This is a genomic window from Thioalkalivibrio sp. ALMg13-2 (assembly GCF_000381185.1).
GTDB classification, from domain to species: Bacteria; Pseudomonadota; Gammaproteobacteria; order Ectothiorhodospirales; family Ectothiorhodospiraceae; genus Thioalkalivibrio; species Thioalkalivibrio versutus.
Window position 1 is genome coordinate 127,221 of record NZ_KB906105.1, and the last position, 26,009, is coordinate 153,229.

At 63.8% G+C, this 26,009-nt stretch carries 26 protein-coding genes and 4 tRNA genes; 7 read left to right on the forward strand and 23 right to left on the reverse strand.

Annotated features, from left to right (window positions below):
* Positions 1-139: 139 nt before the first annotated feature.
* From F618_RS0106140 to F618_RS0106220, 17 genes are all read right to left on the reverse strand, one after another.
* Positions 140-1,096 carry a hypothetical protein gene (locus tag F618_RS0106140; protein WP_019568053.1) on the reverse strand — a complete coding sequence of 319 codons (957 nt, stop codon included), beginning with the start codon at positions 1,094-1,096 and terminating at the stop codon, positions 140-142.
* 206 nt (positions 1,097-1,302) lie between these two features.
* Positions 1,303-2,589 (reverse strand): OmpP1/FadL family transporter, encoded by a 1,287-nt coding sequence (locus F618_RS0106145; protein WP_019568054.1) that lies wholly within the window; start codon positions 2,587-2,589, stop codon positions 1,303-1,305.
* A gap of 284 nt (positions 2,590-2,873) precedes the next feature.
* Positions 2,874-4,046 carry a radical SAM protein gene (locus F618_RS0106150; protein ID WP_019568055.1) on the reverse strand — a complete coding sequence of 391 codons (1,173 nt, stop codon included), beginning with the start codon at positions 4,044-4,046 and terminating at the stop codon, positions 2,874-2,876.
* A gap of 54 nt (positions 4,047-4,100) precedes the next feature.
* Entirely contained in the window at positions 4,101-5,183 is a 1,083-nt protein-coding gene (locus tag F618_RS0106155; RefSeq protein WP_019568056.1) for an NAD(P)/FAD-dependent oxidoreductase, read from the reverse strand.
* Between the two features lie 25 nt (positions 5,184-5,208).
* The gene (locus F618_RS0106160; RefSeq protein WP_019568057.1) at positions 5,209-6,300 is read right to left on the reverse strand and encodes a biotin/lipoate A/B protein ligase family protein; all 1,092 of its coding nucleotides are present in this window, start codon (positions 6,298-6,300) and stop codon (positions 5,209-5,211) included.
* Entirely contained in the window at positions 6,293-7,474 is a 1,182-nt protein-coding gene (locus F618_RS0106165; protein WP_019568058.1) for a radical SAM protein, read from the reverse strand. Before F618_RS0106165 ends, F618_RS0106160 begins: the two co-directional genes overlap by 8 nt.
* Positions 7,475-7,579: 105 nt before the next feature.
* Positions 7,580-8,017, reverse strand: a complete 438-nt coding sequence (locus F618_RS0106170; RefSeq protein WP_077276997.1) for a glycine cleavage system protein H — start codon at positions 8,015-8,017, stop codon at positions 7,580-7,582.
* Positions 8,018-8,053: 36 nt separating this feature from the next.
* Entirely contained in the window at positions 8,054-8,461 is a 408-nt protein-coding gene (locus F618_RS0106175) for a DsrE family protein (protein ID WP_026181993.1), read from the reverse strand.
* Between the two features lie 8 nt (positions 8,462-8,469).
* Complete coding sequence (locus F618_RS0106180) at positions 8,470-8,916, reverse strand: glycine cleavage system protein H (RefSeq protein WP_018168416.1); 447 nt, start codon at positions 8,914-8,916, stop codon at positions 8,470-8,472.
* A 111-nt stretch (positions 8,917-9,027) separates the two neighbouring features.
* On the reverse strand, positions 9,028-9,939 hold the full coding sequence (locus tag F618_RS0106185; protein ID WP_018144004.1) for a CoB--CoM heterodisulfide reductase iron-sulfur subunit B family protein: 912 nt from the start codon (positions 9,937-9,939) through the stop codon (positions 9,028-9,030).
* Complete coding sequence (locus tag F618_RS0106190) at positions 9,932-10,648, reverse strand: 4Fe-4S dicluster domain-containing protein (RefSeq protein WP_018938848.1); 717 nt, start codon at positions 10,646-10,648, stop codon at positions 9,932-9,934. Before F618_RS0106190 ends, F618_RS0106185 begins: the two co-directional genes overlap by 8 nt.
* A gap of 49 nt (positions 10,649-10,697) precedes the next feature.
* Entirely contained in the window at positions 10,698-11,570 is an 873-nt protein-coding gene (locus tag F618_RS0106195) for a hypothetical protein (protein WP_019568059.1), read from the reverse strand.
* Complete coding sequence (locus tag F618_RS0106200) at positions 11,509-12,537, reverse strand: FAD-dependent oxidoreductase (protein ID WP_026331167.1); 1,029 nt, start codon at positions 12,535-12,537, stop codon at positions 11,509-11,511. Before F618_RS0106200 ends, F618_RS0106195 begins: the two co-directional genes overlap by 62 nt.
* A 23-nt stretch (positions 12,538-12,560) precedes the next feature.
* Entirely contained in the window at positions 12,561-13,967 is a 1,407-nt protein-coding gene (locus F618_RS0106205) for a heterodisulfide reductase-related iron-sulfur binding cluster (protein WP_018168413.1), read from the reverse strand.
* A gap of 43 nt (positions 13,968-14,010) precedes the next feature.
* A complete protein-coding gene (locus F618_RS0106210; RefSeq protein ID WP_017941141.1) occupies positions 14,011-14,685 on the reverse strand; it encodes a 4Fe-4S dicluster domain-containing protein in 675 nt (224 codons plus the stop codon).
* 187 nt (positions 14,686-14,872) lie between these two features.
* On the reverse strand, positions 14,873-15,103 hold the full coding sequence (locus tag F618_RS0106215; protein ID WP_018144009.1) for a sulfurtransferase TusA family protein: 231 nt from the start codon (positions 15,101-15,103) through the stop codon (positions 14,873-14,875).
* Positions 15,104-15,239: 136 nt separating this feature from the next.
* A complete protein-coding gene (locus F618_RS0106220) occupies positions 15,240-15,569 on the reverse strand; it encodes a rhodanese-like domain-containing protein (protein WP_019563460.1) in 330 nt (109 codons plus the stop codon).
* 198 nt (positions 15,570-15,767) lie between these two features.
* Between F618_RS0106220 and F618_RS0106225 the strand changes: the two genes are divergently transcribed.
* From F618_RS0106225 to soxB, 3 genes are all read left to right on the forward strand, one after another.
* Positions 15,768-16,121 (forward strand): hypothetical protein, encoded by a 354-nt coding sequence (locus F618_RS0106225; protein ID WP_019568061.1) that lies wholly within the window; start codon positions 15,768-15,770, stop codon positions 16,119-16,121.
* Positions 16,122-16,176: 55 nt separating this feature from the next.
* Positions 16,177-17,619: a M48 family metalloprotease gene (locus tag F618_RS0106230; protein WP_019568062.1), complete on the forward strand. Its 1,443-nt coding sequence runs from the start codon at positions 16,177-16,179 to the stop codon at positions 17,617-17,619.
* A gap of 110 nt (positions 17,620-17,729) precedes the next feature.
* Complete coding sequence (gene soxB, locus F618_RS0106235; RefSeq protein WP_019568063.1) at positions 17,730-19,538, forward strand: thiosulfohydrolase SoxB; 1,809 nt, start codon at positions 17,730-17,732, stop codon at positions 19,536-19,538.
* A 125-nt stretch (positions 19,539-19,663) separates the two neighbouring features.
* Here the strand turns inward: soxB and F618_RS0106240 are convergent, their stop codons facing one another.
* The 5 genes from F618_RS0106240 to F618_RS0106260 form a co-directional block, all read right to left on the reverse strand.
* Complete coding sequence (locus tag F618_RS0106240; RefSeq protein ID WP_231362666.1) at positions 19,664-20,119, reverse strand: RT0821/Lpp0805 family surface protein; 456 nt, start codon at positions 20,117-20,119, stop codon at positions 19,664-19,666.
* A gap of 189 nt (positions 20,120-20,308) precedes the next feature.
* A tRNA-Lys gene (locus F618_RS0106245) sits at positions 20,309-20,384 on the reverse strand.
* Between the two features lie 19 nt (positions 20,385-20,403).
* A tRNA-His gene (locus tag F618_RS0106250) sits at positions 20,404-20,479 on the reverse strand.
* 40 nt (positions 20,480-20,519) lie between these two features.
* Positions 20,520-20,596 (reverse strand) — tRNA-Arg (locus F618_RS0106255).
* A gap of 67 nt (positions 20,597-20,663) precedes the next feature.
* Positions 20,664-20,740: transfer RNA gene (locus F618_RS0106260), tRNA-Pro, on the reverse strand.
* Between the two features lie 173 nt (positions 20,741-20,913).
* Between F618_RS0106260 and F618_RS0106265 the strand changes: the two genes are divergently transcribed.
* A complete protein-coding gene (locus F618_RS0106265) occupies positions 20,914-21,789 on the forward strand; it encodes a GGDEF domain-containing protein (RefSeq protein WP_019568065.1) in 876 nt (291 codons plus the stop codon).
* Between the two features lie 122 nt (positions 21,790-21,911).
* A complete protein-coding gene (gene folD, locus F618_RS0106270; RefSeq protein WP_018144036.1) occupies positions 21,912-22,775 on the forward strand; it encodes a bifunctional methylenetetrahydrofolate dehydrogenase/methenyltetrahydrofolate cyclohydrolase FolD in 864 nt (287 codons plus the stop codon).
* Positions 22,776-22,828: 53 nt separating this feature from the next.
* On the opposite strand, the gene gltX is transcribed toward folD, so the two are convergent.
* Complete coding sequence (gltX, locus tag F618_RS0106275) at positions 22,829-24,259, reverse strand: glutamate--tRNA ligase (RefSeq protein ID WP_018938841.1); 1,431 nt, start codon at positions 24,257-24,259, stop codon at positions 22,829-22,831.
* Positions 24,260-24,458: 199 nt separating this feature from the next.
* On the opposite strand from gltX, the gene F618_RS0106280 reads away from it, so the two are divergent.
* Together F618_RS0106280 and F618_RS0106285 are read left to right on the forward strand one after the other, a co-directional pair.
* Positions 24,459-24,974 carry a peptidylprolyl isomerase gene (locus tag F618_RS0106280; RefSeq protein ID WP_026182001.1) on the forward strand — a complete coding sequence of 172 codons (516 nt, stop codon included), beginning with the start codon at positions 24,459-24,461 and terminating at the stop codon, positions 24,972-24,974.
* A 7-nt stretch (positions 24,975-24,981) separates the two neighbouring features.
* The gene (locus F618_RS0106285) at positions 24,982-25,737 is read left to right on the forward strand and encodes a UDP-2,3-diacylglucosamine diphosphatase (RefSeq protein ID WP_019563351.1); all 756 of its coding nucleotides are present in this window, start codon (positions 24,982-24,984) and stop codon (positions 25,735-25,737) included.
* Positions 25,738-26,009 lie beyond the last annotated feature (272 nt).

Sequence of the window (26,009 nt, forward strand, 5' to 3'; positions counted from 1 at the left end):
CGCGAGTGTTGCGGGAGCATAAAACAACTGCGTGCCCGGGCCGTAAAAAAACCCCGGCAGACCGGGGTTCTTGAGTGGGGTACGCGGGAATTCCGCCACCCCTTGCGCCCTTCCGTGGCGCGTACAGATTACCGTGGAATTACCACGAGAACCCGCTCTCTTCCTCTTCTTCAAAGCCGGCGACCGCCTTCAGGGTCTCCTCCAGCGCGCCGGGCGAGCTGCGCAGACGCATGAAGCTGTTGTCCCCCAGCATCCGCAGATCCGGGAAATGCAGCGCCTTGCGGAAACGCATGTTCAGCGCCTCCACCTCGCCCCCTCGAACCATGATCTCGAGCGGAACCGTCGCGGTATGGCGGAACTCGCCCACATCCACGATGCCGAGCTGGTGCAGGTCGGCCGAGTCCTGATCGGCCCCGTCCGCCTCACGCACGGCCACGCCGATCACGGTGACGTCCTGCCCCGGGATGTCCACCCGGTAGACCTCGCTAACCCCGGCAACACGGGATGCGAGATTGCCATCCAGCTCGCTCAGCGCCGCCCGCCGGGAGCCATGACTGGCCAGCTCGTACGGGGCATCAAAGCGCTCCATGCCAAAGGTATAGCGATAGCGGCCGAGATCACGTTCGCTCAGCCCGTCCTCGGAACCGTACTCGCGTTCGGCACCCAGAGTGCTGGACAGGCGGTTGGCGACACCCGTGACCGGACGATCCAGGCGATAGGCGTGACGGAAGTACTCCAGGTTGTTGTAGCTCACCTGCAGCTCGCCATCGACCGCGGTTACGGCCACGCGGATCGGGGCGATATAGCCACCCCGCTCCTCCGAGCCGGCGACGGACAGCAGGTCATCGTGGGTGACCACGACCACGTGTCGGTCATTGCTGACGGGGTATTCGCCCAGAAACCGGAAATCGGCCCCCTCCAGGCGTTCCCGCACACTGGCAGCCTCGCCGGAGACATCGGTCCCCGATTCGGTGTAGGCCAGTACAAATGGGCGATAGGTATCGGCCGCCACGGTCTGGCTCGCCGCGAACAGCGCAACCGCCGCGACCATACCGACCGCACGGACGCTCCCGCGCAAGGCGTGGATTGCTCGCATGGCATCCTCCTTTGAATTCACTAATAGGTTCGAGCGGAATGCTCGGCAGGAAGAAGGGCCCGGAACGCACCCCCCCAGTGCGTCACGAACCTCGGGGTCACCCGCCCTCCCTGGCGGATCCGGCCTTCCCCTCAAGGCCAGGCGCCCCTCCCGGGCGCGTAACACCGAGACCCGCTGCGGTCAGCCGACCGCCCCGGGCCTCCCGATCAGAACCGGTACGCGTACCCGATCTCGAGCTCGTACTGACGCATCTCGATGGTCGCCTCAGCCTGACCACCCTGGATGGGACCACGAACGCTCTGCCTCGGCGCATACATCGCCGCAAAATTGAGCTCATGCTGATCGCCAAAGCCCTTGGTGAACCCAAAGGTGAAGTGATCTTCCATCACGGCCGGGGCCAGGATATTGAATTCCACTTCGCTAGACGGAATCGGGTTTTCCCCCCGGTTGTAGCCCACTCGCCAGGTCCAGTCATTTCCGGCTTCATACTGAGCGCCAAACTTGAAGATATTGATATCTTTCCAGCCGAAACCGGCGCCATTCGTGTCACCCAACGCACCATTCGGGTCGGTCATCAGGTTCGACATCGGGTTCGAGATCGCGGCGACATCCGTGTAGTTGATGCGCTGGTAATCGGCGGAAAGAGTGACGCTCGGGCTAACATCAACCGAGAAACCCAAACCGTAGGTGGACGGGACATCGAAACTCCCTCCATCGGCGAAGAGACCGCTGTAGTCGTCGAAGTCTCCATTCCGGATCTTGGATCGGTAGCTCGCCCCGACCCGGGCACCTTCAGCCAGCTCGGCCTGGAACCCAATCTGCGCGCCATAGCCCCAAGTCGTATCGGTGCCATTATCGCTAACCGTACCCTGCCCCGCTTCGGCACTCATGCCATCAAACGCGGCGATCCCCTTAGCGCTAAATCGCTGATAGCTAATGATGGGGCTAAACCCAACACTCACTCGACCATCGGCAAACTTTTGCGCATAGGTCGGGATGATCGCCAACTGTTCCAACTCCACCCCAGCTGGGCCACCACAGAAGACCCCGCCTCCGCCAGCATCACAATTAGCATCTCCGGTCATGTAACCGGGGTAATCCGTACTCATCCCTCCGTTCCCCAGCAGCGCGATACCCCAAGACCGGTTCTCGTCGATCTGCTGGACATAACCAATCGACGGGATGAAAAAGTCTTCACTGTCGGAATCCACCGACATGTCGCCCATTCCGGTGTGGAACGTCACGGAACGTTCGGGACGGAAGTAGGCGAGCGAGCCATCGATACGGCTTTCCATGCCGGCGATGCCGGCGGGGTTAATGCCTGGGGCGTAGGAATCCTGGGAGATCGCCATGCCGACGCCCCCCATGCCCTTGGCCTTGGTGCCGTAGCCGTGGGCGAAGTAGCCGTTGGTGGCGTGCGCGACGCCGGCCGAACCCATGGCCAGGCCGACCGCGATCGTCACCACGCTGCGGCGAATGATGCGTGCTTCCATTTTGTATCTCCTTTGGTGGTCTTCTTGTTGTGGTGTGCGAACACCCCGGTTCCGCGCGGCCCCCTTGTATCGCCGCCGGTCCGGTCTTGGTGGTGTTCCCACGGCCCGCGCCACGGTGACCGACCGTGGCGCGAGTTTTTCGGCAGGTGTGTTCAAGGGCACTCGGACGAATGGCCTTGATAACCCCGCTCGAAACTTGAATATTCAAAAAGTCTTATTGATCCCCTGACGTGCGAAAGCCCCGGGGGTACCGGGGCTTTCGCAGGATACTACCACTAACGATTTCAGGCTGTCTTCTCGTCTTCCGCCTCGTCGGCGTCGAAGTCGAAGGTGCCGACATCCTCCCCGGCCATTTGCCGCTGGACGAAGCCGACATCGGTCGAGTTAAGCGCAAACGGGAAGGACAGGATGTCCGTCGGGCTGGAATCGCCATACGGGCGGTTGCAGGCCGAGACCTCCTCGTCCGACTTGCCGGGGCAGCCGGAGGTCTGGAACGGCTTGCCGGAGGCAATCAGTTCTTCCACCTCGGCCTGCGGCAGACCGAAGTCCGCCACCTGGCCGTCGGCATTGAACTTCATGTCGTCGATGCGGCCACCGGCGTAGTCGATGACGAAGCGACCCAGCTGCACGCGGCGCCACTGGTCACGCGGGACCGGGTTCCAGTCTTCCATCAGCGAGCCCTCTTCCGGGAAGAAGGCAAACATGTGGTTGTGGCCGCCCAGGTCACGAATGCGCTGGCAGACCTGCAGGATCTCTTCCTCGGTCTCGCCCATGCCACAGATCAGGTGCGCGCCAAACTTCTCCGGACCGAAGATCTCGGCGGCCCACTCGATGGACTGCCAGTACTTGTCCCAGCTATGCGGGCTCTCGACCGCCTTGCCGCGGGTGCGCTCGAAGATCTCCGGGGTCACCGCGTCCAGTGCGACGGTGAAGATGTCCGCACCCTTGTCGCGCAGGAGCTGGAGGTCTTCATAGCTCATCGTGGTCGGATTGGACAGGATCGACACCGGGATATGGTTGACCTCGGCGACCCAGCGCTCCAGCAGCTCGACGGTGTCGGCGTCGGAGTTCGGGTGGGTGATCATGGAGATGCACATGCGCTCGAACTGGCCGGCGTCGGCGTGGTTCTTCACGCGTTCGATCACCTCGTCGTACTTGGCGGTGGGCCAGTCAACGCGGATGAAGTTGCGGTCGGCGTAATCCCGCGATTCCTCGCGGTGGCGGGCCAGGCCGCAGTAGGAGCAGTTGGCACGGCAGCCTTCCGGGTACGTGACCAGGAGGTTCAGGCAGTGCGTGCAGGACGTGCGATGCATGGTGCCCGGCACCAGGCCCAGCGTGATCGCGGCCGCGGTGGACATCTGCACGTACTCCGGCGAACGCATGTCCGGGGTCTTGATGTGATAGTCGGGCCGATAAAAGTTGATCGGCGCGACCATCTCCTCTGCACTTGCACTCATGGAATTCCTCCAGCGTTGTCTCGGGGATGCCAGGCATCCGTCGACCGGGGCCGATTACGCGGCCCGGTCACCATCGTTGAAATACTCGGAAAATGCAATCCATCCGCGGCGCTGAGTGGCATCTTCCTGCGCCCGCGGGGTTCGCCAGTGTTCGTTGAGGAAGGCGCGCCGCTCGCAGGCGCGATCCAGCGCCGGCCCGTACTGGTCGCGCATGTCCTCGTCGTAGTCGGCCAGGGCCTCGGCGTCGCCTTCCAGGTGGCCGATCGCGGCCTCGCCGGCGGCCTCGCCCGAAACCACCGCGGCGGCAATACCGGCCCCGGTAATCGGGTGCGTCAGGCCACCCGCGTCGCCGACGAACAGCACGTCGCCAGCCACCAGCGACTCCCGCAGGCCGCCGACCGGGATCGCCCCACCGGTGCGGTAGCGGATCTCCTCGCCCAGCAGGCCCTGATCGACCAGCTGGGCATGCAGGGACTCCAGCGGCGCCTTGAGATCACCGGCAATGCGCTTGTCGGCGCCCAGGCCGAGATTGGCCCATTGGCCCTTGGGGAACAGCCAGGCGTAGCCGCCCGGGTAGTCATCGGACAACCAGACATCGGTGGCGGTGTAGGGCTTGTTCAGCGGCACGGTGTACTGGCGGGTCTGCACCGTCGGCAGGGCCGGCAGGCCCAGCGTCTCGGCGACCGGCGAATGCGGCCCATCGGCCGCGATCAGCACGCGATAGCCGATCTCATGTTCGGCACCGGCGTGTTTCACCCGGGCGGTATGACGCTCCGCGTCCACCGCCACCAGCGGAGTCGAGGTCACCAGCTGCGCCCCGTTCGCCTCGGCGGCACGGATGATGGCGCGATCAAACTCGCCGCGATCCACCATCAGGCCCGGGAAGTCGGAATGTTCCACCGCGCCGGAGGGCAGGAAGCTCTGCATCGCGTCGATCCGCTGCAGCAACACGCCGTCGGGCTGCGCGTACGCGCCCATCGGGTTGGGGATGAACTCGGCGCACTGCACCGGCTCGCCGAAGGCCTTGTTACGCTCGACCGCGAGCACCGACAACCCGGCCTCGGCACACACACGCGCGGCCGAGGCCCCGCCCGGGCCCAGACCAACGACCAGCACATCCACCGCGGCGGGCAGCATTAGCGAAAACCTCGCGTTCCGTTCATCATTCCGCGACCGTTTCGACCTCGGCCTGCGCCAGCGCCGACTGGATCGCGGCGATGAAGTCATCCGCGCTCAGCTGGAGCATCTCGACATCGCGTTCGGCGAAGAAGGCGCGCACGCGCTCCTCCATCTCCGCCTGCGGCGTATCCCGCAGGGCCGCCTCGAGATCGGCGATCGTGCGGGCCGGTTTCACGAAGATGTCCCCGGTAATCCACAGCTGCTTCAGACGCTTGCGCTCGGGATCCAGCGCCACGCCCACCCGCATCAGCCCGCCATCGGACTTGGAGATACTCTCGAACATCGGGGCATCGGTCGCCGGACGGTTGCGCTGATACACCCACTCTTCGGTATCGATGTCGGCCAGCGCCTCGTCGAAGGCGCGGCGCTCTTCCGGGAGGAGGTCGGCGGCTTCGGTGCGCACCCCGAACTCCTCGGCGAAGGCGCGCGCAATGGCCTCCTTGACCACGTCCAGTGCGGGCATCTCGTCGAGCAGCGTGGCGAGGTTCACCACCCGGTCGCGGGCGGACTCGATGGCCTTGTTGGAAAGCTTCTCCGCCGGTATGCGCAGGATGCGCAGCATGTCCTCGACATCGAACTCGATCAGCAACGTGCCCTGGTACATGATCGAATCGCCGTCAAAGGCGCCGCCGGTGCCGGAGATCTTGCGACCATCCACTTCGATATCGTTGCGCGGGCGGAACTGCGCGTCCACGCCCAGCGAACGCATGCCGGCCGCCGCGGCGTTACAGATGCGCGCGGCAATCTGACCCATGTCGGCCGAACCGAGAAAGCGTTTGTCCAGATACAGTTCCCAACCGAGCTGGGTGGCATCGAAATAGATCGCACCACCGCCGGTGATGCGGCGCTGGATGGCGATGCCGTTCTCCTGGCAGTACTCGGTGTTGATCTCCTGGTCCACGTTCTGGTGGAACCCCACCAGGGCACAGGGCTGGAACTGCAAAAAGCGCAGGGTATGCGGCGATGCGCCGTCCTGATGACATTCCAGCAGGGCGCGGTTGAACGCCATGTTCTCGGCGGCCGGGCGCAACCCGGTGTCGAGGATGCGCAGGGTCGTCTGGTCGCGCTCAGGCATGACAACCACCTCCGGCTGCAACCTCGCCCCCCTCGGTGACGATGCGAATGCCGCCCAGGCCCTGGCGCGCCTTGCGCTCCTGCTCGCGGCGGCGGGCTTCCTCGGCCACGATGGTGTCCAGGTCCAGTTCGACGCCACTGGCAACACCGGCGTCTTCGGCCATCACCTCGTCACCGACAGCGATCGAGCAACAGGCCGGAGTCACGCGCACCTTCTTGCCCAGGCGCGCGGCGAGCTCCACCACCCCTTCTGCCGGGTGGGCGATCCCGGACAGGCCCGCCATCACGGCGTAGCTGTCGATCTGGCTCTTGGCCTCGCCCGGTGGACGGGCGCAGCCCAGCAGCAGCGAGGTATCACCCAGGCGCGCGCGGGCGTCGTGGAAGAAGCGTCCCACCGCATGCACATCCGGGGTCTCGAACGGGCGACTGGCCGGCGCGTAGAACGGCATGACCACCACCAGCACCACGGCATCCGGCAGGTGGCGCGCCAGCATCTCGAGCGCATTCCATTCGCCCAGCAGCTTGCCGTAGTGCAGGCCGATCACGATATGCGGGACCACCTTCATGTTGGTGTTCACCAGACTCTCGAGCGTGCGCTCGAAGTCGTCCACGCTGCGCCGCAGGTGATAGACCTGCGTGATGGTGTCCTGGGCACCGATGACGTCCATCATCGCCGCATCGATTCCCGCCTGTTCCATGGACAGCGCAATTTCGTCGTCCACCAGTGCGGTATGCATCGCAATGCGGAATTCGGGGAACTCGTCCTTGATGCGCCGGATGGTGGAGTAATACGGGTCGTATTCGACCTCGTTGCGATGATTCGAGCCACCGGTCAGGAGCATGCCCTGGGCGCCGGACTCGATCACGCCATTCACCTGGCGCCAGAGATCCTCCGGGGTGCGGACGGGGATCATCGGGTCCAGGATCTTGGCCTTGCAGTGATCACAGGCCAGCTTGCAATCGCCACCGGTGATGGACATCGCAGGCCACGCACTCTTGCCACAATCGGCCAGCTCGCTGGACTGGTAGGACTTGAAGGTCGGGGTATAAAAGTGCACCGAACCCGGATCCCCGGCGTGTTGCAGGCTATGCTGGAGGTCATCAACCAGCAACGGATCGACGGGGACGTCCTCGAGGGGCTCTACCCGCTGGATTACATCGTTCCAGCTTGTCATCGGCGGTCTCCGGGTCGGCGCATTTCTTGAAGGTTTTACTCGGGTATTACCGAAAAAAAGAGGCCGCCAACCGCAACGGGTCAGCGGCCCGGACCGGATCGGGGCTTAGCAGCCGCCGAAACCGTCCGCTTCCATCTTGGCTTCGAAGGCCGCATGGGCGTCGGAACCGGTCTTCAGGTCGCCGATTTCGCCATCCCAGTCTTCCGGCTTCAGCTTGATCAGCCAGCCTTCGCCGTAGGGATCTTCGTTGATCAGGCCCGGGTTACCCGCAACCTTGTCGTTGGTCTCGGTGACTTCACCGGTGACCGGGGTCTTGGCCGGACCCACCCACTTGCCGGATTCGACGGTGGTGCAGGACTTGTCCTTCTTGACCGTCTTGCCGACCTTCTTCGGGGTGTAGGACACAATCGTGCCCGCCAGCGAACAGGCGTAGGACGTCAGACCGACGGTGGCGGTACCGTCGCTTTCCTTGCGCACCCAAACGTTGTTTTCAACGTTGTACATCAGATCTTCCGGAATATCACAACCCCGAACTGCACCCATGTCTTCCTCCAGGAATATTCAAATAAAGCGGGAAAATTAAAACGTTATCGTTTTATCACTGCGTAGTATCAGGTCGGCTAACTCGCTCGCCCGATTCACTTCATCGACATCGTCGATGAGATCCGAAGACGCGTCGATTCTATACCCCGGCAGAGCGGGCTGGCAAACGTGCAAGCGCACGCCTGCGCGTTTTGCGTCCTGGATAAAGTCCTTGATCAGCTTGCCGTCTTCCATGGCCCGCAGATCATCCGCTACACCCTGCTCCATCAGGCGCACGCCCTCCATGGTGAAGAAGATGTGCACGTCCACATCCATCGAGGCCATCACCGCGCCGAGATAGAACGGCGTGGCGCAACGGCCGGGCGTCGACGGGCCCGAGGTCATGATGATCACGACCGTCTGCTCGTCGTTGTCCAGGTAATAATCGTTGTCGATATCCGCCATGGTCCCGCTCACCGCAGCTTGCGCTGGCACTGGATGTCATCGTCCTTGGCCCGCTTGCAGTAGCCTTCCTCGGCCTTGTCCCCGGTCAGGAACACCTCCAGCGCGGCCTCGATCCCGTTGGTGGGCTCGACTCGGGCAATCCAGGCATTGTAGGGGTCGGAATTCAGCAGCACCGGGTTCTCCAGCACTTCCTCGTTCCCCTCCACAATCTTGCAGTCGATGAAGTTGGGGATCGGACCCGCCCACTTTCCACTTTCGATCGTGGCAACCGGCTTGCCCGGCGGTCGCCGCGTACCCGGCCGCCGCACCCGCACGTGGATGATCTTGCCCGCAATCGTCTGCGACAGGTCGGTCATCCCCACGGTCAGGGTGTCGTCGTCCTCGCGACGAAGCCAGATCTGGAATTCGTCGTCGTAGAACAGTTCAGGGTGAAACTCGCAGCCGTTGCAATCCATGTTTCGCCTCATTCCCGGGACCGCGGGGACCCGTGCCTCCACAAAAAAACGGGCGCCAGGCGCCCGTCTTCCAAACTCATCGATGGGCCATGCCGGGCATGGGTCCAGGGATCAAATGACCCCCTTCTCCTTCAACAGGCCAATCGAGTCACTCACGTTCTCGTGAATGCCCAGTTTCCGCGCGGACAGGCCCATGGCCAGACCCAGCAACTGGGTGAAGTACAGCACCTTCACATCGGTCTTGATGCCGAACTCGGTCTCGGCACGAACCTGGTGCATCTCCAGACCGGAGTGACAGGTCGGGCACTCGGTGGCGATCACTTCCGCACCGGAGTCTTCCGCCGACTGCAGCAGGTTCAGCACCAGCTGGGTCGAGGTATCGGAATCGGACAACGTGTGCGCACCACCGCAGCAGGACGTCTTCAACGGATATTCGACGTTGACGGCACCCGCCGCGCCCAGAAGGTCATCCATGAAGTGCGGCTGATAGCTGGAGTCGGAGCCCGGGCCATTGTCCTTCTCCGGGAAGATCTGGCGCGGACGGGTGTACATGCAGCCGTAGTAGTTCGCGACCTTGATGCCGTTCAGGCTCTTGGTCATTTTCTGCTTGATGCCTTCCGGACCGAGTTCTTCCATCAGCCACTCGAGCAGATGCAGGGTGCGAACGTCGCCGCTGTAGACCGGGTCATCCGACTGACGCGCAAGATCCTGCACGGTGTTCATCGCGTCTTCCGACGTGGCAGTTTCGAACTCGGCTTTCTTCAGGTTGTGATAGCAGCCGTTACAGGGGGCCATCACGGTGTCCATGCCCATCTGCTCGGAGGCGATCGCCATGTTCCGTGCGGACAGGTAGGTCTGCAGCATGGGGTGAACGTTCTTCACCTCCATCGCGCCACAGCAGTTCCAGTCGCGCAGGTTCTCCATCTCGAGCCCCAGCGCCTTCACCAGCACGCGGGTGGAGCGATCGTACGGCCCACCGGAGCCCTCAAGTGCGCAACCCGGATAGTAAGCAACCTTAGCCATGAGCGGCCTCCTTCTGTTCGCGCACGTAACTCTTCAGCACGTCCCCGGTCTTGCCCCAGGACTTGGTGCGCGGCGTATGAATCGTGTTGAAGCCCATCGCCATCAGGTGCTTCACCGGGAGGTGCTTCATCATGCGGAAGACGAACACCTTCAGCCATTCCTGCAGAAGCGGCTGGCCGGTCTTCTTGAAGAAGTTCTGCATGACCTTGCCGTCTTCGATGCGGCCGGTCTTGTAGATCTGATCGGCGAACTCTTCATCGAAGATGCTGGACGGGGTCTTTTCGGTGATCCCTTCCTCTTCCATCCAGTGCGCCAGCGCCTTCATCACGCCTTCCGGCTTCACGTCCTTCGGGCAGATGTTCGTGCATTTGTTGCAAGAAACGCACTGCCAGATGATGTCCTTGTCCTTGACCAGCTCTTCCTTCATGCCAAGCCGGGTCAGGTAGATCCAGTAGCGCGGATTGAACTGCACATTCTGCGCGTACATCGTGCAGGAGTTGGTGCAGGACCCGCACTGCCAGCAGCGGTGCACGTTCTCCGCACCCGTGTAGGTCTGGATCTTCGCCTCGAAATCGTCGTCGTAATCGCGAACCGTGCGCGGGGCAATCATGGTGTTCCAGTGACCGGAAACATCCACCCCGTCGACCACCAGCTCGTCGTGCTGCTGGAGTCGTTCGTCCTCGATCAGTGCTTTTTCATGTATTGCCATGACGTCTCTCCGAAAACCTGTCTTGCCAGGCTCAAGTTCGTTCCGTTATTCAATGCAGCGACGCATCGGTTCCTTTCAGGCGACCTTCCGGGGAATCGATCCCCAGCATCTTCACCGCCAGCTCGAGCGGATCCTGCTTGCCACCAAACTGGTTGTCGATCATCCCTAAACTCATCGACAGCGATCGGGCGTAGTCCGAATAGGCCTGGACCCAGACCAGATCCGTTACAAACGGCAGGTCACGGTAAAAGCCCTCTTCCGCCAACGCCTCGTAAAACCAGCGCCGTGCCCCCTCGATCGCACCGACTGACTCCCCGATCGGGATTGACCGAAGCGTGTCGTTGGCGCGAATGAACTCGCGCAACGACCCAGTCGTGGTCGACGTATCCCAGACCCAGCGGCAAGCCAGTGGCACAGCCTCGGGATCTGCAAAATGCAGGATCTCGGCACCGAAGTCCCAGATCGCCCGGCGCAGTTTCTTGTCATCCGCCGCCAGGTCCGCGAATGCGACCAGGCGTTCGTTGACATCCACATCCGGGTGGACCAGCGCACGCACCCCGTCCACCAAGGCCCCTTGCCGTTCCGCCATCAGGGTGACCAGCTTCCGGCGAACCGAAAAGACCAGCCCCCCAAGGGCCCGAACATCCTCTGCATCGATCTCGTCGCCCTTGGCCACGATCGCCGCAAAGACTTCGTGCTTCGAACGCAAGGCCTCGATGAACGTCTCCAACCCATCGACACCGCCCGCTTCGGCGATAGCCCCTTTCAGGGTGGAGAGCTTGGACGCGAGGATCTCCTTGTCAAAGGTAACCTCAAGCGGCTCCGGGGCGAGCCCCGAAGCCGCCTCGTCGCTGACGAGCTCAGCCGGTTTTCTGAACCAGCGCATGCAGATCCGCAACCGCGCGGCCACCGGCGGCGGCACCCTGGGCGATCGAGTCGTCGATCGTCTCGGGACCGTAGGCCGCACCGCAGGAGTAGATTCCCTTACGGGTGGTGCCACAGGTGTTGGTGTACTGCTCGGCCTTCTCGATGAAGCCGTGCTTCTCGAGGCCGATACCGAACACCTGGGAAAGCTCGGGGTTATCGGCGTTCGGATCCATGCCAATGGCATGCACGACAATATCGAACGGGATGATGATCGGGCGCTTGACCAGGGTATCTTCACCCTTGACCAGCAGGCGACCGTCGCCCGAGGCCGTCACTTCCGCGATACGGGCCTTGACGAACTTGGTTTTGAACTCTTCCTGGGACTTCCAGTAGAACTTGTCTTCGTACAGGCCGAAGGTCCGGATGTCCATGTAGTAGATGAACACGTCGGTTTCCGGCGAGATCTCCTTGATCTCCATCGCCAGGTTGGCGGAGACGGTGCAGCAGATCTTGGAGCACCATTCGCGACCGATCTGACGGTCACGGGAGCCCACGCACAGCAGGATGCAGACACGCTCCGGCACACGGCCGTCCGACGGGCAGGCGATCTTGCCACTGCCCACCATCTGTTCCATCTGGGTAGTGGTCAGCACGTCTTCATACGTGCCAAAACCCCACTCCGGCTTGTTGATGGAGTCAAAATGGGTGAAGCCGGTTGCCAGAACCACGGCGCCCGCCTGGACGGATTCGCCGTTGGTCAGCGTGGCGGTGAAGTTACCCGCCTCGCCTTCCAGCTTCTCGACCTTGGCGCTCTTGTGCACGGTCGAGTTGGCGTCGTCTTCCACGCGCTTGACCATGCGACCAATGGCGTCCTTGGCCCACTCGCCGGAAGGCACCAGCTTGGCGTAACCCGACAGGATCGGGGCGCCGCCGAGGACGTCTTCCTTCTCGACCACCACGGCCTTGTAGCCGGCCGAGTTGACATTGGCGGCAGCGGCCAGTCCGGCCGGCCCACCACCCACTACTAGAACGGTATCTTGCTGCATCAGACCTTGCCCCCGTAAGCGAGTTCAGGATTGTAGAGGTATTCGATATTGCCGGCTTCGACTTCCTTCAGGTATTCCTGGAAGGTCTTCTTGGCCTCGGACCAGGACATGCCCATCTTCTCGACCAGGTCCTCGCAGGGCGACGCGTGCCACTGCAGCTGGACGATCTTGAACGGGTCCGCACCGCAGGCCAGGGCCGCGAACTGGACTTCCGCCATGATCGGGATCTGGAAGTTCTGGTTATGTGCCTTGCCGATCCACTGGTTCTTGTCCATGGTCGTGACACAGCCGGTATCGTTGGCCAGCATCACGTCGGCGTTGGCTTCCTCGCGGGCCACGCGGATCTTGCGATCCATCGTGAACGAGCGAGTGAATTCGCGCTCGGAGATGATGTGGCGGAAGCCGAAGCCGCAGCAGTCGTACCACGTGGAGTAGTCGATCACCTGCGCACCCAGAGCCTGGGCGGTGGAGGTGATGATCGCGGTACGGTTGCCGCCCAGCACGGTCGGATCGTACACCGCGTCCTCGTGGACCATCTTGTAGTAATGGCAGGCCACGTGGGCGGTGGTGCGGATGTGGGAGACGTCGATGGTCTGCAGCTCGGAAGCGATACGGTTACGCATCACGTGCACCCACTCGGAGTAGTGGATGATCTCTTCCGGGATGACCAGCTTGCCGTCGACCAGGCGACCCAGCTTGCCGAGGATCTTGGTGACCTTCTCGCGCAGCTCGGCGGACTCGATCAGGTACTTGCGGATCTCCTTGTAGTTACCGAAGGAGGTGCCGCAATGCACCAGCGGGAAGAAATGACCCAGCTCGTGGCCGTGCTGCTTGCCGGAGACATAGGCCTGGTGGAAGTTGCGCAGGAACACGGCAGCGAGCGATTCGACATTCCCGATACCGGAGCCGTGGTAGTTCCACGCGGTGCAGGAGGTCTGGTCGGTTTCGTCGAGGTAGTCCTTGCCCGGCTCGAAGTCGAACTTGTTCATGAACCACAGCAGCGAGGTCGGGTAGCCAGGGATGTTCCCGCACTGGCCACAGGACTTGTGGTGCCAAAGCTGCTTGGTCGGGATCTTCTTATCCCAGCCGAACAGGGTCTTCACCGACATCGGCTCGTGTTCATCGTTAATGCGATGAATGATGATCTGGCCGTCCTTCTCGAGCTCGTACATGTGCTCGCGGACGTCGTCCATGCGGTCGCCAAGGTCGACGGTGCGGCGGTCGACGTGCTTGCGCACCCAGTCGGTGGCCTTGACTGCGTCTTCCTTCGACAGATCGGTCGACTGGAAGAACGAACCGTGACCGGCGATGCCCTGCCCGTCGGTGTTGTGGGAACCGGGCTTCATGGTGCCGGCGCCAGCGCCTTCACCATTCTGGTTGTGATTGCCTGGGGTCTGTTCACTCATAACGCTTCTCCTGATGTCTTGGATGCGGGAATCGGTGGACGACTTACTCGTCGTCTTCCTCTTCCTGCTCCTCGAGCCAGTCTTCGTAGTCCTCGCGCTTCTCGTCGATGAAGTCTTCGATCACGTCGAAGAGATTCTCGTCCATCAGCTCGAGGGACTTCAGGACTCCGGTCATTTCCCAGATGGTGTACATCTCCACCGAGGTCTTCAGGGACACTTCCCAGGCGGTCTCGACCGTCTGCAGCGTCTTCACCGGAATCGCCTTGCGCAGGATGCGCAGATCACCTTCCACCTTCTGGATGTTGGGGCCCCAGTCAGGGAAGTGATCGGGCTGGATCATATCAGGAGACAGCTGGTTCCCCGTGGTGATCAGCTTGAGCATGACGCGGCCGAACGGACGAAGCACGTCCTTGGCGGACTGCATCTCGTGCTTGATGGCCACTTCGCGCATGATCGCGACCAGGCCACCGGGGGAGTTCTTGAACGGGCAGCGCGCCGCACAGGTCATGCACTGGGCGCAGGCCCAGATCTTTTCCTGCATCGCGTCGTAGATCTGCTCGACGTTCTCGGTCCAGAGCAGCTGCACGATCTCGCGCGGCGAGTAATCGTAGAACTGGGCGGACGGACACGTGGCCGTGCAGATGCCGCAGTTCAGGCAGCCGTTAAGCTCGTGGTCGTAGCGAAAATCTCCACGAATATCGTCGAAGATTTGCTGCATCTCAGCGTATGTCGCCATATCTCACACCTCTTCGCTTTAGGCGATGCAGGTTTCTTGTGAACCTTGCGCAGCCAGCCTAGACCTCGTCCAGGCACCAATCCAGTTACCGCATGGCAACCATCGTTATTCAGGATTCGGGGCGGCAACCCTTGCGAATTGCCGCCCCGAATCAAGCCCTTGAAGCGTCTTAGCCCTTCTTGATCAGGAAGTAGAACTTGCCGCCTTCTTCCTTGTGCTCCATCAGCTCGTTACCGGTCTGCTTGGAAAACGCCTGGAAGTCCTTCACGGCGCCCGGGTCGGTCGCGATGATGTGCAGAACCTGGCCGGCGTCCATCGCGGCCAGCGCCTTCTTGGCGCGCAGGATCGGCAGCGGGCAGTTCAGGCCGGAAGCATCGAGTTCTTGGTCAAAGTTGGCCATCGTTTCTCTCCTTTGAGTGCGTTTTATCAGTCGTGTACTGCGGTCCGGTTGGGCCCTGTGCGCTGCAGCCATTACCGAACGGTAATCAACCGAATTCCCCCTTATAGGCGAATCGGCATCGGAATACAACCGAATTCTAATCCGGACTTACCACCGGTTTTCCGGTCTGGGCCCACCCGACAATGCCGCCGCGCAGGCTGCTTGCACAGTCCACCCCCTGTTGGGCGAGAAAGGCGCAGGCCTGGGCGGAACGCGCCCCACTCTGACAGTAAATGACCACCGGCGCATCACTACCGGTGAACTCGTCCTTGCGCAGCGGCAAGGTGGCCAGCGGGACAAGCTCGGCCCCCGGGATAATGCCGCGACCGGTCTCGCCCGGCGAGCGCACATCCAGCAAACGAAAGCTCTTGCCCTCGTTGCGCCACTGTTCCAGTTCATCCGGGGTGATCTCGGTAAATCCGTACACGCTGCGCTCCGGGTCGTTCACTTGCGGGGGATGCCGTACTCGTCGCGTGAGCTCTGACCGGCAGCCGCTCTACGCAAGGAGTGGGCGCGGAGCATAGCGAAACCGACCGGAAATGCAAACAAGACCAAGCGAGGAGAGGTGGATGGTCGCCCGGGACGAAAAGTTCTGCTATCGTCGCCCACGCTTAAGAAAACGCTGATGCAGACACATCAGCTTCATTGCTTCGCGGAGGATATCCCGGTGGACAAGAGCGAATTCCAGGTCGACGGCCACTATGCCGTCACGCTGAAAGACGAAAACGGCAAGCTGCGCCCTGCCAACATCTACGTGCACGACATGCAGGACAACTACATGATCGCGCGGCGTACCTCCGGCGGCGACGTGGGCCTGCTGTTCAAGATGGACTATAACGACGTCATCAAGCTCGTCCGCACCCACAAGGTGCTGGACCGCAAGAAGTTCATGGTGCCTGCGGCGATGCTCAAGCCGAAGCTGTGGGAAACCCGCGACAGCATGCGCACCTATTCGTCGGCCCCGGGGCTTGGCAAGTAACGATCGCCCCCGGCATGCCCACACCAGAGGGCCGGCGCCCGCCGGCCCTCGCGGCATGCCTTCTATTGTCCATTTCCTGCTCGCCGCCCTTCTGGTGGTGGCGAGCCTGGCGGTACCACCCGCCCACTCCAGTGGCGTTTCCCTGCCCGACCTGGGCGAGGCCTCCGGCGGCGTACTGACCCCGGCGGAAGAACGCGAGCTCGGCCGCTCCCTGCTGCGCGAGATCCGCCGCAGCGCCCCCCTGGTGACCGATCCCGAGATCGTCTTTTATGTCGACTCCCTGGGACGCCAGTTGCTGGCCAACGCACCCAGCGCCGATGGGCCGTTCTACTTCCTGACCATCGACAACAGCCAGGTGAACGCCTTCGCGATGCCCGGGGGCATTATCGGCATCCATGCGGGTCTGATGCTGGAGGTCCGCGACGAGGCCGAACTGGCCGCCGTGGTCGCACACGAAATCGCCCACGTCACCCAACGGCACCTCGCGCGCATGTTCGCGCGCGGGCGCGACATCAATTTCACCACCGGCCTCGCCATCCTGGCGGGCATCCTTGCCTCGGCGGTGGACCCCACCCTGGGCTCGGCCATCATTACCGGGGGTGTGGCCGGCGGCATCCAGCAACAGATCAATTTCACCCGCGCAAACGAGGCCGAGGCGGATCGTGCCGGGATGCAGATCCTGCAAGGCACCGGCTTCGACCCCAATGCGATGGCCGATTTCTTCGAACGCCTGCAAGAGCTCTCGCGCGGGGTAGGCGACCAGGTGCCGGAGTACCTGCGCACGCACCCGGTCACCCTCGACCGGATCACCGACGCCCGCAACCGCGCAAACCAGATGGCTGCCAGCGACACCCGCAACCGCGGCCCCGAATTCCAGTGGATGCAGGCGCGCATGCAGGCGCTGAAGGATCCACGGCGAACCCTGGAACGCTTCCGCGCAACGGACGCCCCCTCGCCCCAGCAGCGCTACGGGGCGGCGGTCGCCTATCTCGAACGCGGAGAACCCGGCCGCGCCCGGGAACAGCTCGAACGCCTCGATGCAGCGGACGCCCCCGGACTGACCCTCGAACTCGCGTTCGCAGCACTGCTGCGCGAGGAAGGCGAACACAGCGCGGCGCTGGAGCGGCTGGAAGATCTGGACGCGGTGTATCCCGGCCACCCGGTGATCCGCGAACGCCTGGCCCGGGTCCACCGCGACCTCGGGCAGCCCGACCGCGCCATTCGCATCCTGTCCGACATGATCCGCCGCGAGGCGGCCCCCAATCCGGAACTCCTGCGCCTGCAGGCGGACATCGCGGACGCGGCCGGGTATATTGCAATCAGCCGCGAGGCCATGGCCGAATACTTCTTTCATCGCGCCCAGTACGAGGAGGCCGTGCGCCAGTTCGAGGCGGGAATGGACGCCTCGGATGCCAGCGAGCGCGACCGTCAACGCATCGAAGACAAGCGCGACACGGCCCGAGAGACCGCACGCGAGGCGCGCGAGGACCGGCGATAGAAACCGTGTACGCGGGGAATGTTCCCGCAGGACCATTCGTCTACCGACAGTCATAGAACTGCCCGAAAACCCACCACCAATACACCCGGACAAGAGAGGTAGAACTCCTCATGCACATCTCACGCCGAGAATTCATGCAGTTACTGGCCGCCGCCAGCGCCGCCGGTTTCCCCCTGGGCACCGCCGCCTGCAGCAACAACAAGGGCGGCACTGCGGGTGATCCCTACGACACCCTGGATCGCTTCGGCAATGTGCACCTACTGCACTACACCGACTGCCACGCCCAGCTGAAGCCGGTGTACTTCCGCGAGCCAAACGTCAACCTCGGCGTGGCGGACATGCGTAACCGTCCGCCGCACATCGTGAGCGAGCACTTCCTCAAGCATTACGACATCGAACGCGACAGCATCTACGCCCACGCCTATACCAACCTGAACTTCATGGAAGCGGCCGAACAGTACGGTCGCGTAGGCGGCTTTGCGCATCTGAAGACGCTGATCAACAAGCTACGTGACTCGCGACCCAACGCCCTCCTGCTGGACGGCGGCGACACCTGGGGCGGCGGCTCCGGCTCCGCGCTGTGGACCAACGCGCAGGACATGGTCGATGCACAGAAACTGCTGGGCATCGACGTCATGACCGGTCACTGGGAATTCACCTACGGCGCGGACCGTGTGGAAGAGGTCGTGAACGGCGACTTCGCCGATGCCGGCATCGACTTCGTCGCCCAGAACGTGCGCGACGTGGACTGGGGTGACCGCATCTTCAAGCCCTACGTGATCCGCGAGATGAACGGCGTGAACGTGGCGGTGGTGGGCCAGGCCTTCCCCTACACCCCGATCGCCAACCCGCGCTGGATGGTCGAACAGTGGTCCTTCGGCATCCGTCCGGACGACATGCAGGAGACCGTCAACGACGCGCGTGCCGAAGGCGCCGAGATCGTCGTTGCCCTGTCGCACAACGGCATGGACGTGGACATCAAGATGGCCGGCATGGTCGAGGGCCTGGACGCCATCATGGGCGGCCATACCCATGACGCCGTGCCGCAGCCGATGCCAATCGAGCGCCCCGACGGCGGAACCTGCCTGGTCACCAATGCCGGCTCCAACGCCAAGTTCGTCGGCGTGCTGGACTTCGATTTCCGGGACGGCGCAATCAAGGACTGGGAATACCGCCTGGTGCCGGTGTTCGCCGAGATGCTGCCGGAAGACCCGGCAATGGCGACCTACATCCACAACATGCGCAACAGCGAGGTCACCTGGAAGGGCGAGACCTTCAACATGGAGGAGAAGCTGTCCGAGGAACTGGCCGTCACCGAGGACCTGCTGTTCCGCCGCGGCAACTTCAACGGCACCTTCGACCAGCTGATCTGCGATGGCCTGATTGAATACAACGATGCGCAGATCTCGTTCTCCCCGGGCTTCCGCTGGGGCACCACCGTGTTGCCGGGCATGCCGATCACATTCGAGCACGTGATGGACCAGACCGGTCTCACCTACCCGGAGATGACCCGCAACGCCTTTACCGGGGCCCAGATCAAGGACATCCTGGAAGACGTGGCCGACAACCTGTACAACGCCGACCCGTTCTACCAGCAGGGTGGCGACATGGTCCGTGTCGGCGGCCTGAAGTACGCCATCGACCCGAGCGCCAGTGCCGGCAACCGGATCTCCGAAATGGAACTGGACGGCAAGAAGCTGGACGCCGACAAGGAATACGTCGTCGCCGGCTGGGCCAGCGTGCAGCAGAGCGTGCCCGGCGGTGTCGGGGTCGACATCTGGGACGGCGTCGCCGACTACCTGCGCAGCCAGGACGGCAATGTGCGCATCAGCGACCTCAACGAACCGAAGGTCAAGGGCATCGGCGAGGACAACCTCGGCTACGTCCCGACCACCGAGGACATGTACCGCAGGTCCTGATCGGTTCGCGCCCCCTTCCGGGGGCAACCCCGGAACGAGAAAGCCCCGCTCATGCGGGGCTTTTTTGTGGCCGCCTTCCGGGTGACCCGTCTCCGGACAAGTCGCCCGGGGCACCGAGGTTCTCTCTAAACATCCACCCAGCGCCCGCTGGCATCACGGCAGGCCGTGCCGTTAATCGTTTCGGGGTAGCCGTCCATGGTGGCCTGCACCTGGTACTCGCGGCAGTCCTGCCCCGAGGAGCGGTAGGTCCGGGTCGGTGTAGCGTGGTACTGATGCCCGGTATTCGGATTGCGCCAGGTCGAGCTCTGGCGATCCGGGACCGTCTCCAGCGTACGCGACACGCGCATCCGGTCCACGTCATCCATGCTCCGCCCCACCGAACCGCCAACGGCCGCACCCGCCAGGGTCCCGGCAATAATCGCCGCAGTACGCCCGCGCCCGCCCCCGATCTGACTGCCGATGACACCGCCGGCCGCGCCCCCGATCAGGGCCCCCGTCTGCTGCTTGCTCACCGTCTGACACCCCGCCAGCAGGGTCACGGAAACCACCAGAAACAGTATCGTTAGAATCCTGCTTGTCACCTTTCTAGCCTCCCGACGGCACGAACCGCCCTGATCCTCAACACGCAGACAGACTACACCCACGCATCTGAATGGAAGGTGAAAGCATCGACCACATCACGGCGCACGTTCGCGCCAGACACAGCAATAGGGGCCCGCCCGCGCCAGCAGCGCTTTGCGAGAAGACAAGAGGAAGAGGAGCAAAAGAAATGGTGGGCCGTGTAGGAATCGAACCTACAACCAATGGATTAAGAGTCCACTGCTCTACCAATTGAGCTAACGGCCCCCTGAACAAAAAAAGGGGGTGGGGTGACCGATGGGACTCGAACCCACGACAACCGGAGTCACAATCCGGGACTCTACCAACTGAGCTACGGTCACCACCGTGTCACTGTACAGGTACTTGCGCGAAGGGCGGCCCTGGCGCGCCCGGCAGGACTCGAACCTGCAACCGTCGGCTTAGAAGGCCGATGCTCTATCCGGTTGAGCTACGAGCGCGTTACCGCCGAGCATTGAGGCCATGGCGCCTGATCCGAGCCTGCCGGAAAACCGTGGCCGGGAGCCATGGTCGGGGTAGAGGGATTCGAACCCCCGACATCCTGCTCCCAAAGCAGGCGCGCTACCAGACTGCGCTATACCCCGTCGAGCCGTCCCCGCTAAAGGGCCTACACAGCGAGCGCAGGATGGTAGCCCCGCGAGGGGTTCGCGGTCAACATTCATCAACAGTTTTCGCCTGCAATGCCCTCCCCTCGGGCGCGGCTCCGTGCTAACGTCGGCTCGGGACGTTCGCAGGGTCGCGAGCGCGGAAGGGACGGATGCTCGACTGGGTAGCCAACACAGCCATTGTATTGGGGGCAAGCGGCCTCCTGTATGCCCAATGGACACTCGCCCGGCTGCTGCGCGAGCTCCCCGAGAGCCGGGTCCGCACCGGCTGGCAGATGATGTTCTTTCTGGTCCCGGTCTTTACCCTCGGCTACTTCGGCTATATCCCGCTGAACTGGGGGCTCTACGAGGGCCTGCCCGATCTCCTGGTGCCGGCCATCTTCCTCCTCGGGGGCTGTTTCGTCTGCACCGTGGTCGGTCTGACCCATAGCTCGGTGGAGAAGATCCGCCACATTACGCGGCTGGAACACGAATCCATCACCGACCCGCTGACCGGCCTGTTCAACCGCCGGCACATGGATCGCCGGCTGGACGAGGAGGTATCCCGCGCCCGGCGCTACGGCCAGCCATTGTCCGTCGTGATGCTGGATATCGACCAGTTCAAGCCGATCAATGACCGCCTGGGCCACCTGATCGGGGACTACATCCTGACGACCCTCGCCGAACGCATGCAGCAAGTCCTGCGGCGCTCCGACCTTGCCGCGCGCTTCGGCGGGGAGGAGTTCGTCGTCGTCGCCCCGCATACCGACCTCAAGGCAGCCATGGCGCTGGGCGAGAAGCTGCGCGAAGCCATATCCGGCCACCCGATCACCCTGACCGGGCACCAGGCCGCCCCGCCCTGCGCACCGGATACCCTGACGGTCACGGTCAGCGTCGGCATCGCCAGCCTCGACGCGAACCCGAAATCCAGGGACACCGCCGAGACCCTGGTTGCCCGTGCCGACGACGCGCTCTATCGCGCCAAACAGGACGGGCGCAACCGCTGCGAGGCCAGCGCGCCCGCAAGCGGCCTCTCGGCGGCCCTGTAGCCAGGCACCTCCGCTGGCCGAGGCATCCGCCTCGCCCCCATGCAGATTCCGCCCGGCAAATCGCTTGAGCCCCCGCGCCCGCCATGGGAAGATCGCGGGCGTTCCCCCGGAGGCGAGACCCCATGACGGCCCAGATCATCGATGGACGCGCGATTGGCCAGACCCACCGCGCAAGAATCGCGACCGAGATCGAATCCATGACCGCCCGCGACCTGCGTCCGCCGGGCCTCGCCGTGGTGCTGGTCGGGACCAACCCGGCCTCCGAGGTCTATGTGCGCAACAAGCGCAAGGCCTGCGAACAGGTGGGTGTGGTCTCACACTCCTATGACCTGCCCGCGGGCACGCCGCAGACCGATCTGCTGGCGCTGATCGACCAGCTCAATGCCGACCGCACCATCGACGGCATCCTGGTCCAGCTGCCGCTGCCGGATCACATTGACCCCGAGACGGTGATCGAGCGCATCTCCCCGGCCAAGGACGTGGACGGCTTCCATCCGTACAACGTCGGCCGCCTGGTGGCGCGCGTGCCGCGCCTGCGCCCCTGCACCCCCTGGGGCGTCATCCAGCTGCTGCGGCATATCGAGGAACCGTTCAAGGGCCGCACGGCGTGCGTGATCGGCGCCTCCAATATCGTCGGCCGACCCATGGCCCTGGAACTGCTGCTGGCCGGTGCGACCCCGACCATCTGCCATCGCTTCACCCCGGATACCGCCGCCATTGCACGGCACTCCGACATCGTGGTCGCCGCGGTCGGCAAGCCCGGCCTGGTCAAGGGTGACTGGATCAAGCCCGGCGCCACGGTGATCGACATCGGCATCAACCGCCGCGACGACGGCACCCTGACCGGCGACGTGGAGTTCGATGCCGCCGCCGAGAAGGCCGCCTGGATCACGCCCGTGCCGGGCGGGGTCGGCCCGATGACCGTGGCAATGCTGCTGGACAACACCCTGCGCGCCCGCGCCTTCGGGACCCACGAAGCGGCCTGAACGATGGCGTCCAGCGCCCGCCTGCGGGCGGCGGGCACTTGCTCCTCGCGGGTTCAGCCCGCTGCGTGACGACGCGCGGCTTCCAGCCGCAAACGCACGCGCTCGCGCCCCAGATACTCCCAGATTCGCGGCAGCTCCGGCCCAAAGGTCTGCCCGGACAACGCCGCCCGCAACGGCATGAACAGCTTGCGCCCCTTGCGTTCGGTGGCCTGCCCCACCGCCTTGGCCAGGGCGGGAAAATCCTCGGCCGCATCCAGCGCCTCCAGCCCCGCGCTAAAGAACTCCGCGCCGGCGGCCGTCAGTTCCTCGCGCGCGGCAGCGCTGTACGGCGCCGGATCGGCGGCGAACGCCGCGACCCACAGGGGCGCCTCCTCGGCGCGGGTGATGTTGTCGCGCAGCAGCCGCGCCAACGCCGGGCGCTGCTCGGCGGCCACCGCCTCCAGCACCCCCGCCGCCTCCAGGTAGGCCTGCATCTCGGCATCCGAAAGGCTGCGCAGGGCCTCTGACTGCCAGTGATCCAGCTGCTGCGGATCATGCCGCGCCGCGCTGTGACCAATACGCTCGGGGCTGAATCCGGCCGCCAGCTCCGTGGGCGACAGCAGGGCATCGCTCTCGTAGCGATGCCCAAGACGCGCCAGGTGGTTCAGGATCGCGACCGGCAGATAGCCCTTCGTCCGCAACTCCTCGACGCTCGCGGAACCATTGCGCTTGGACAGCGGCGCCCCGTCCTGCCCCATCACCAGCGGCAGGTGGTGATACGCGGGTGCCGCGAGGCCCAGCGCCTCCAGCAGCAGCATCTGCCGCGGCGTGTTGGCGATATGGTCCTCGCCGCGGACCACGTCGGTCACGCCCATCAGGGCATCATCGATCGCGTTGGAGAAGAAGAAGGCCGGCGTGCCATCGGAGCGGCGAATCACGAAATCACCGATCTCGTCGGTACGGAAGCTGACCGGCCCACGCACCCCGTCCTCGAAGCGGATGGTCCGGCCCAGTGGCACACGAAAACGCAGCGTGGGCTTTTGCCCCTCGGCCTCGCGCCGGCCGACCTCCTCCGCACTCAGATGGGCACAGGTCCCGGGATAGCGCGGCGGCTTGCCCTGGGCACGCATGCGCTTGCGTCCGCGTTCCAGTTCTTCCGGCGAGCAGAAACAGGGATAGGCGAGCCCCTGATCGATCAGCTGGCGGTAATAGCCCGCGTAGAGTTCGCCGCGCTCGGACTGCGCGTAGGGGCCGGCATCGCCTCCGGCACCAAAGCCTTCGTCCCAGTCCAGCCCGAGCCAGCGCAGATCGCGCTGCAGCGCGTCAACGAACTCCGGGCGCGAGCGCTCGGCGTCGGTGTCCTCGATGCGCAGCAGGAAATGCCCTCCGCGCGAACGGGCCCGCAGGGCGCTGAACAGCGCCGTGCGTACATTGCCCAGGTGCAACAGGCCGGTGGGACTGGGGGCGAAGCGGGTTCGGATTATCGAGTTCGTCATCGCGCGCATGGTAGCGGAGCGTCCACCGGCTCACCAGCGCCTCGCCCTCACGCCCACACACACATCCGGCATGCTGGCAGGCCTTGCCAGTGGCGGGTACCATTGCCGGTCTTATCTTCCGGAGGTCAGTCCAATGCAACGCATCCGCACCCGGCTCGGCGTCGTGCTGGCCACCCTGCTGATCACCCTCTTCACATCAGGAGCCCTCATGGCCGACACCCATCCGCAGGTCGCAATCGAAACCAACCACGGCCGCATCGTGCTGGAACTCAACGCCGAAGCCGCCCCGGAGACGGTCGCCAACTTCCTCTCCTACGTGGATGATGGCTTCTTCGACGGCACGATCTTTCACCGCGTGATCCCGGGCTTCATGGTCCAGGGCGGCGGCTTCGACAAGGATATGAACCAGAAGTCCGCGGGCGAGCCGATCCGCAACGAAGCGGACAACGGCCTGAAGAACGAGGTCGGTGCGATCTCCATGGCGCGTACCCAGGACCCGCATTCCGCCACCGCCCAGTTCTTCATCAACGTGAACGACAACGACTTCCTGAACCACACGGCCCCGAACGCGCAGGGCTGGGGCTATGCCGTGTTCGGCAAGGTCTCCGAGGGCATGGACGTGGTGCGCAAGATCGAGGCCCTTCCCACCGGCCGCGCCGGCATGCACCAGGACGTACCGCAGGAGCCGGTCGTGATGGAAAGCGTCAAGCGCGTCGAGGACTAACCTCTTCGTGAGTGCCCGCGCGCCGGCCCTGGTCATCTCCGACCTGCATCTGGATCGCGAACCCGGCCCCCTGCTCGAGGCCACGCTCGCCTTCCTCGAAGGGCCGGCGCGCGCGGCCTCCTCTCTGTACATCCTCGGCGACCTGTTCGAGTACTGGGTCGGCGACGACGCCGGCTTTCCCGCTGCCGAACGGCTCGCCGCAGGCCTGAAGACCCTGGACATCCCGGTGGCCTTTATCCATGGCAATCGGGATTTTCTCGTGGGCGAGGCCTACGCCGCGCGCGCGGGGATGCAGCTCGCTCCCGACCCCCTGCATGCGGCACTGCCCTGCGGACCTGCCGTACTCCTGCACGGTGACTCCCTGTGCACCGACGACACCGAGCACATGGCGTTTCGTCAGCAAGTACGCAGTGGCGAATGGCAACGGGCGTTTCTCGCCCATCCGCTGGAAGAACGCATCCGCCAGGCCGAGGCCATGCGCGCCGCCAGCCGCGACAGCGGCCAGATAAAGGCCGCCGCGATCATGGACGTCAATGCCGAGGCAGTCGCCGACACCTTCCGCGACGCCGACGTCCCGCTGATGATCCACGGCCACACCCATCGCCCGGCGATCCACAAGCTGACCGTCGACGGCCAGCCACGCCAACGCTGCGTCCTGCCCGCCTGGGACGAACACCCGGGGTACCTGGAGATCAACGCAACGGGCCCCATCCTGCGCGAACTCGACGGCTCGCCCTACCCCGAACACCTGCTCTGCACCTGATCGAATCCGACACAGCGAGTGTTGTGGGAGCGGGCTTGCCCGCGAACGCCCCCACCAAGCCCTGACAGAAAGCCCGCAGGGTCCCGATGAGCACAGCGAATCGTTTCGACGCATCGATAACCCCGCATATTGAGGCTGGTCCTGGATCGGCATCCGGTGTTTACGTGCCTTCGTCTGACCGCCTGCCAGGCGCTCTCTCGCGAGCGCACCGCGAGGTACTTCTTTGCTCGTGCAAAGAAGTACCCAAGAAACACGCCCGACTGCCGCGACCC

Coding starts and splice junctions, on each gene's coding strand:
- F618_RS0106155 (WP_019568056.1), bottom strand. CDS start 5,183: ATGCTGCCCGCCGCGGTGGATGTGCTGGTCGTTGGTCTGGGCCCGGGC.
- folD (WP_018144036.1), top strand. CDS start 21,912: ATGACGGCCCAGATCATCGATGGACGCGCGATTGGCCAGACCCACCGC.
- F618_RS0106165 (WP_019568058.1), bottom strand. CDS start 7,474: ATGACAAGCTGGAACGATGTAATCCAGCGGGTAGAGCCCCTCGAGGAC.
- F618_RS0106225 (WP_019568061.1), top strand. CDS start 15,768: ATGCAGACACATCAGCTTCATTGCTTCGCGGAGGATATCCCGGTGGAC.
- F618_RS0106140 (WP_019568053.1), bottom strand. CDS start 1,096: ATGCGAGCAATCCACGCCTTGCGCGGGAGCGTCCGTGCGGTCGGTATG.
- F618_RS0106170 (WP_077276997.1), bottom strand. CDS start 8,017: ATGGGTGCAGTTCGGGGTTGTGATATTCCGGAAGATCTGATGTACAAC.
- F618_RS0106280 (WP_026182001.1), top strand. CDS start 24,459: ATGGCCGACACCCATCCGCAGGTCGCAATCGAAACCAACCACGGCCGC.
- F618_RS0106175 (WP_026181993.1), bottom strand. CDS start 8,461: ATGGCGGATATCGACAACGATTATTACCTGGACAACGACGAGCAGACG.
- F618_RS0106185 (WP_018144004.1), bottom strand. CDS start 9,939: ATGGCTAAGGTTGCTTACTATCCGGGTTGCGCACTTGAGGGCTCCGGT.
- soxB (WP_019568063.1), top strand. CDS start 17,730: ATGCACATCTCACGCCGAGAATTCATGCAGTTACTGGCCGCCGCCAGC.
- F618_RS0106265 (WP_019568065.1), top strand. CDS start 20,914: ATGCTCGACTGGGTAGCCAACACAGCCATTGTATTGGGGGCAAGCGGC.
- F618_RS0106145 (WP_019568054.1), bottom strand. CDS start 2,589: ATGGAAGCACGCATCATTCGCCGCAGCGTGGTGACGATCGCGGTCGGC.
- F618_RS0106205 (WP_018168413.1), bottom strand. CDS start 13,967: ATGAGTGAACAGACCCCAGGCAATCACAACCAGAATGGTGAAGGCGCT.
- gltX (WP_018938841.1), bottom strand. CDS start 24,259: ATGCGCGCGATGACGAACTCGATAATCCGAACCCGCTTCGCCCCCAGT.
- F618_RS0106210 (WP_017941141.1), bottom strand. CDS start 14,685: ATGCAGCAAATCTTCGACGATATTCGTGGAGATTTTCGCTACGACCAC.
- F618_RS0106160 (WP_019568057.1), bottom strand. CDS start 6,300: ATGCCTGAGCGCGACCAGACGACCCTGCGCATCCTCGACACCGGGTTG.
- F618_RS0106230 (WP_019568062.1), top strand. CDS start 16,177: ATGCCTTCTATTGTCCATTTCCTGCTCGCCGCCCTTCTGGTGGTGGCG.
- F618_RS0106180 (WP_018168416.1), bottom strand. CDS start 8,916: ATGGATTGCAACGGCTGCGAGTTTCACCCTGAACTGTTCTACGACGAC.
- F618_RS0106150 (WP_019568055.1), bottom strand. CDS start 4,046: ATGAGTGCAAGTGCAGAGGAGATGGTCGCGCCGATCAACTTTTATCGG.
- F618_RS0106215 (WP_018144009.1), bottom strand. CDS start 15,103: ATGGCCAACTTTGACCAAGAACTCGATGCTTCCGGCCTGAACTGCCCG.
- F618_RS0106190 (WP_018938848.1), bottom strand. CDS start 10,648: ATGGCAATACATGAAAAAGCACTGATCGAGGACGAACGACTCCAGCAG.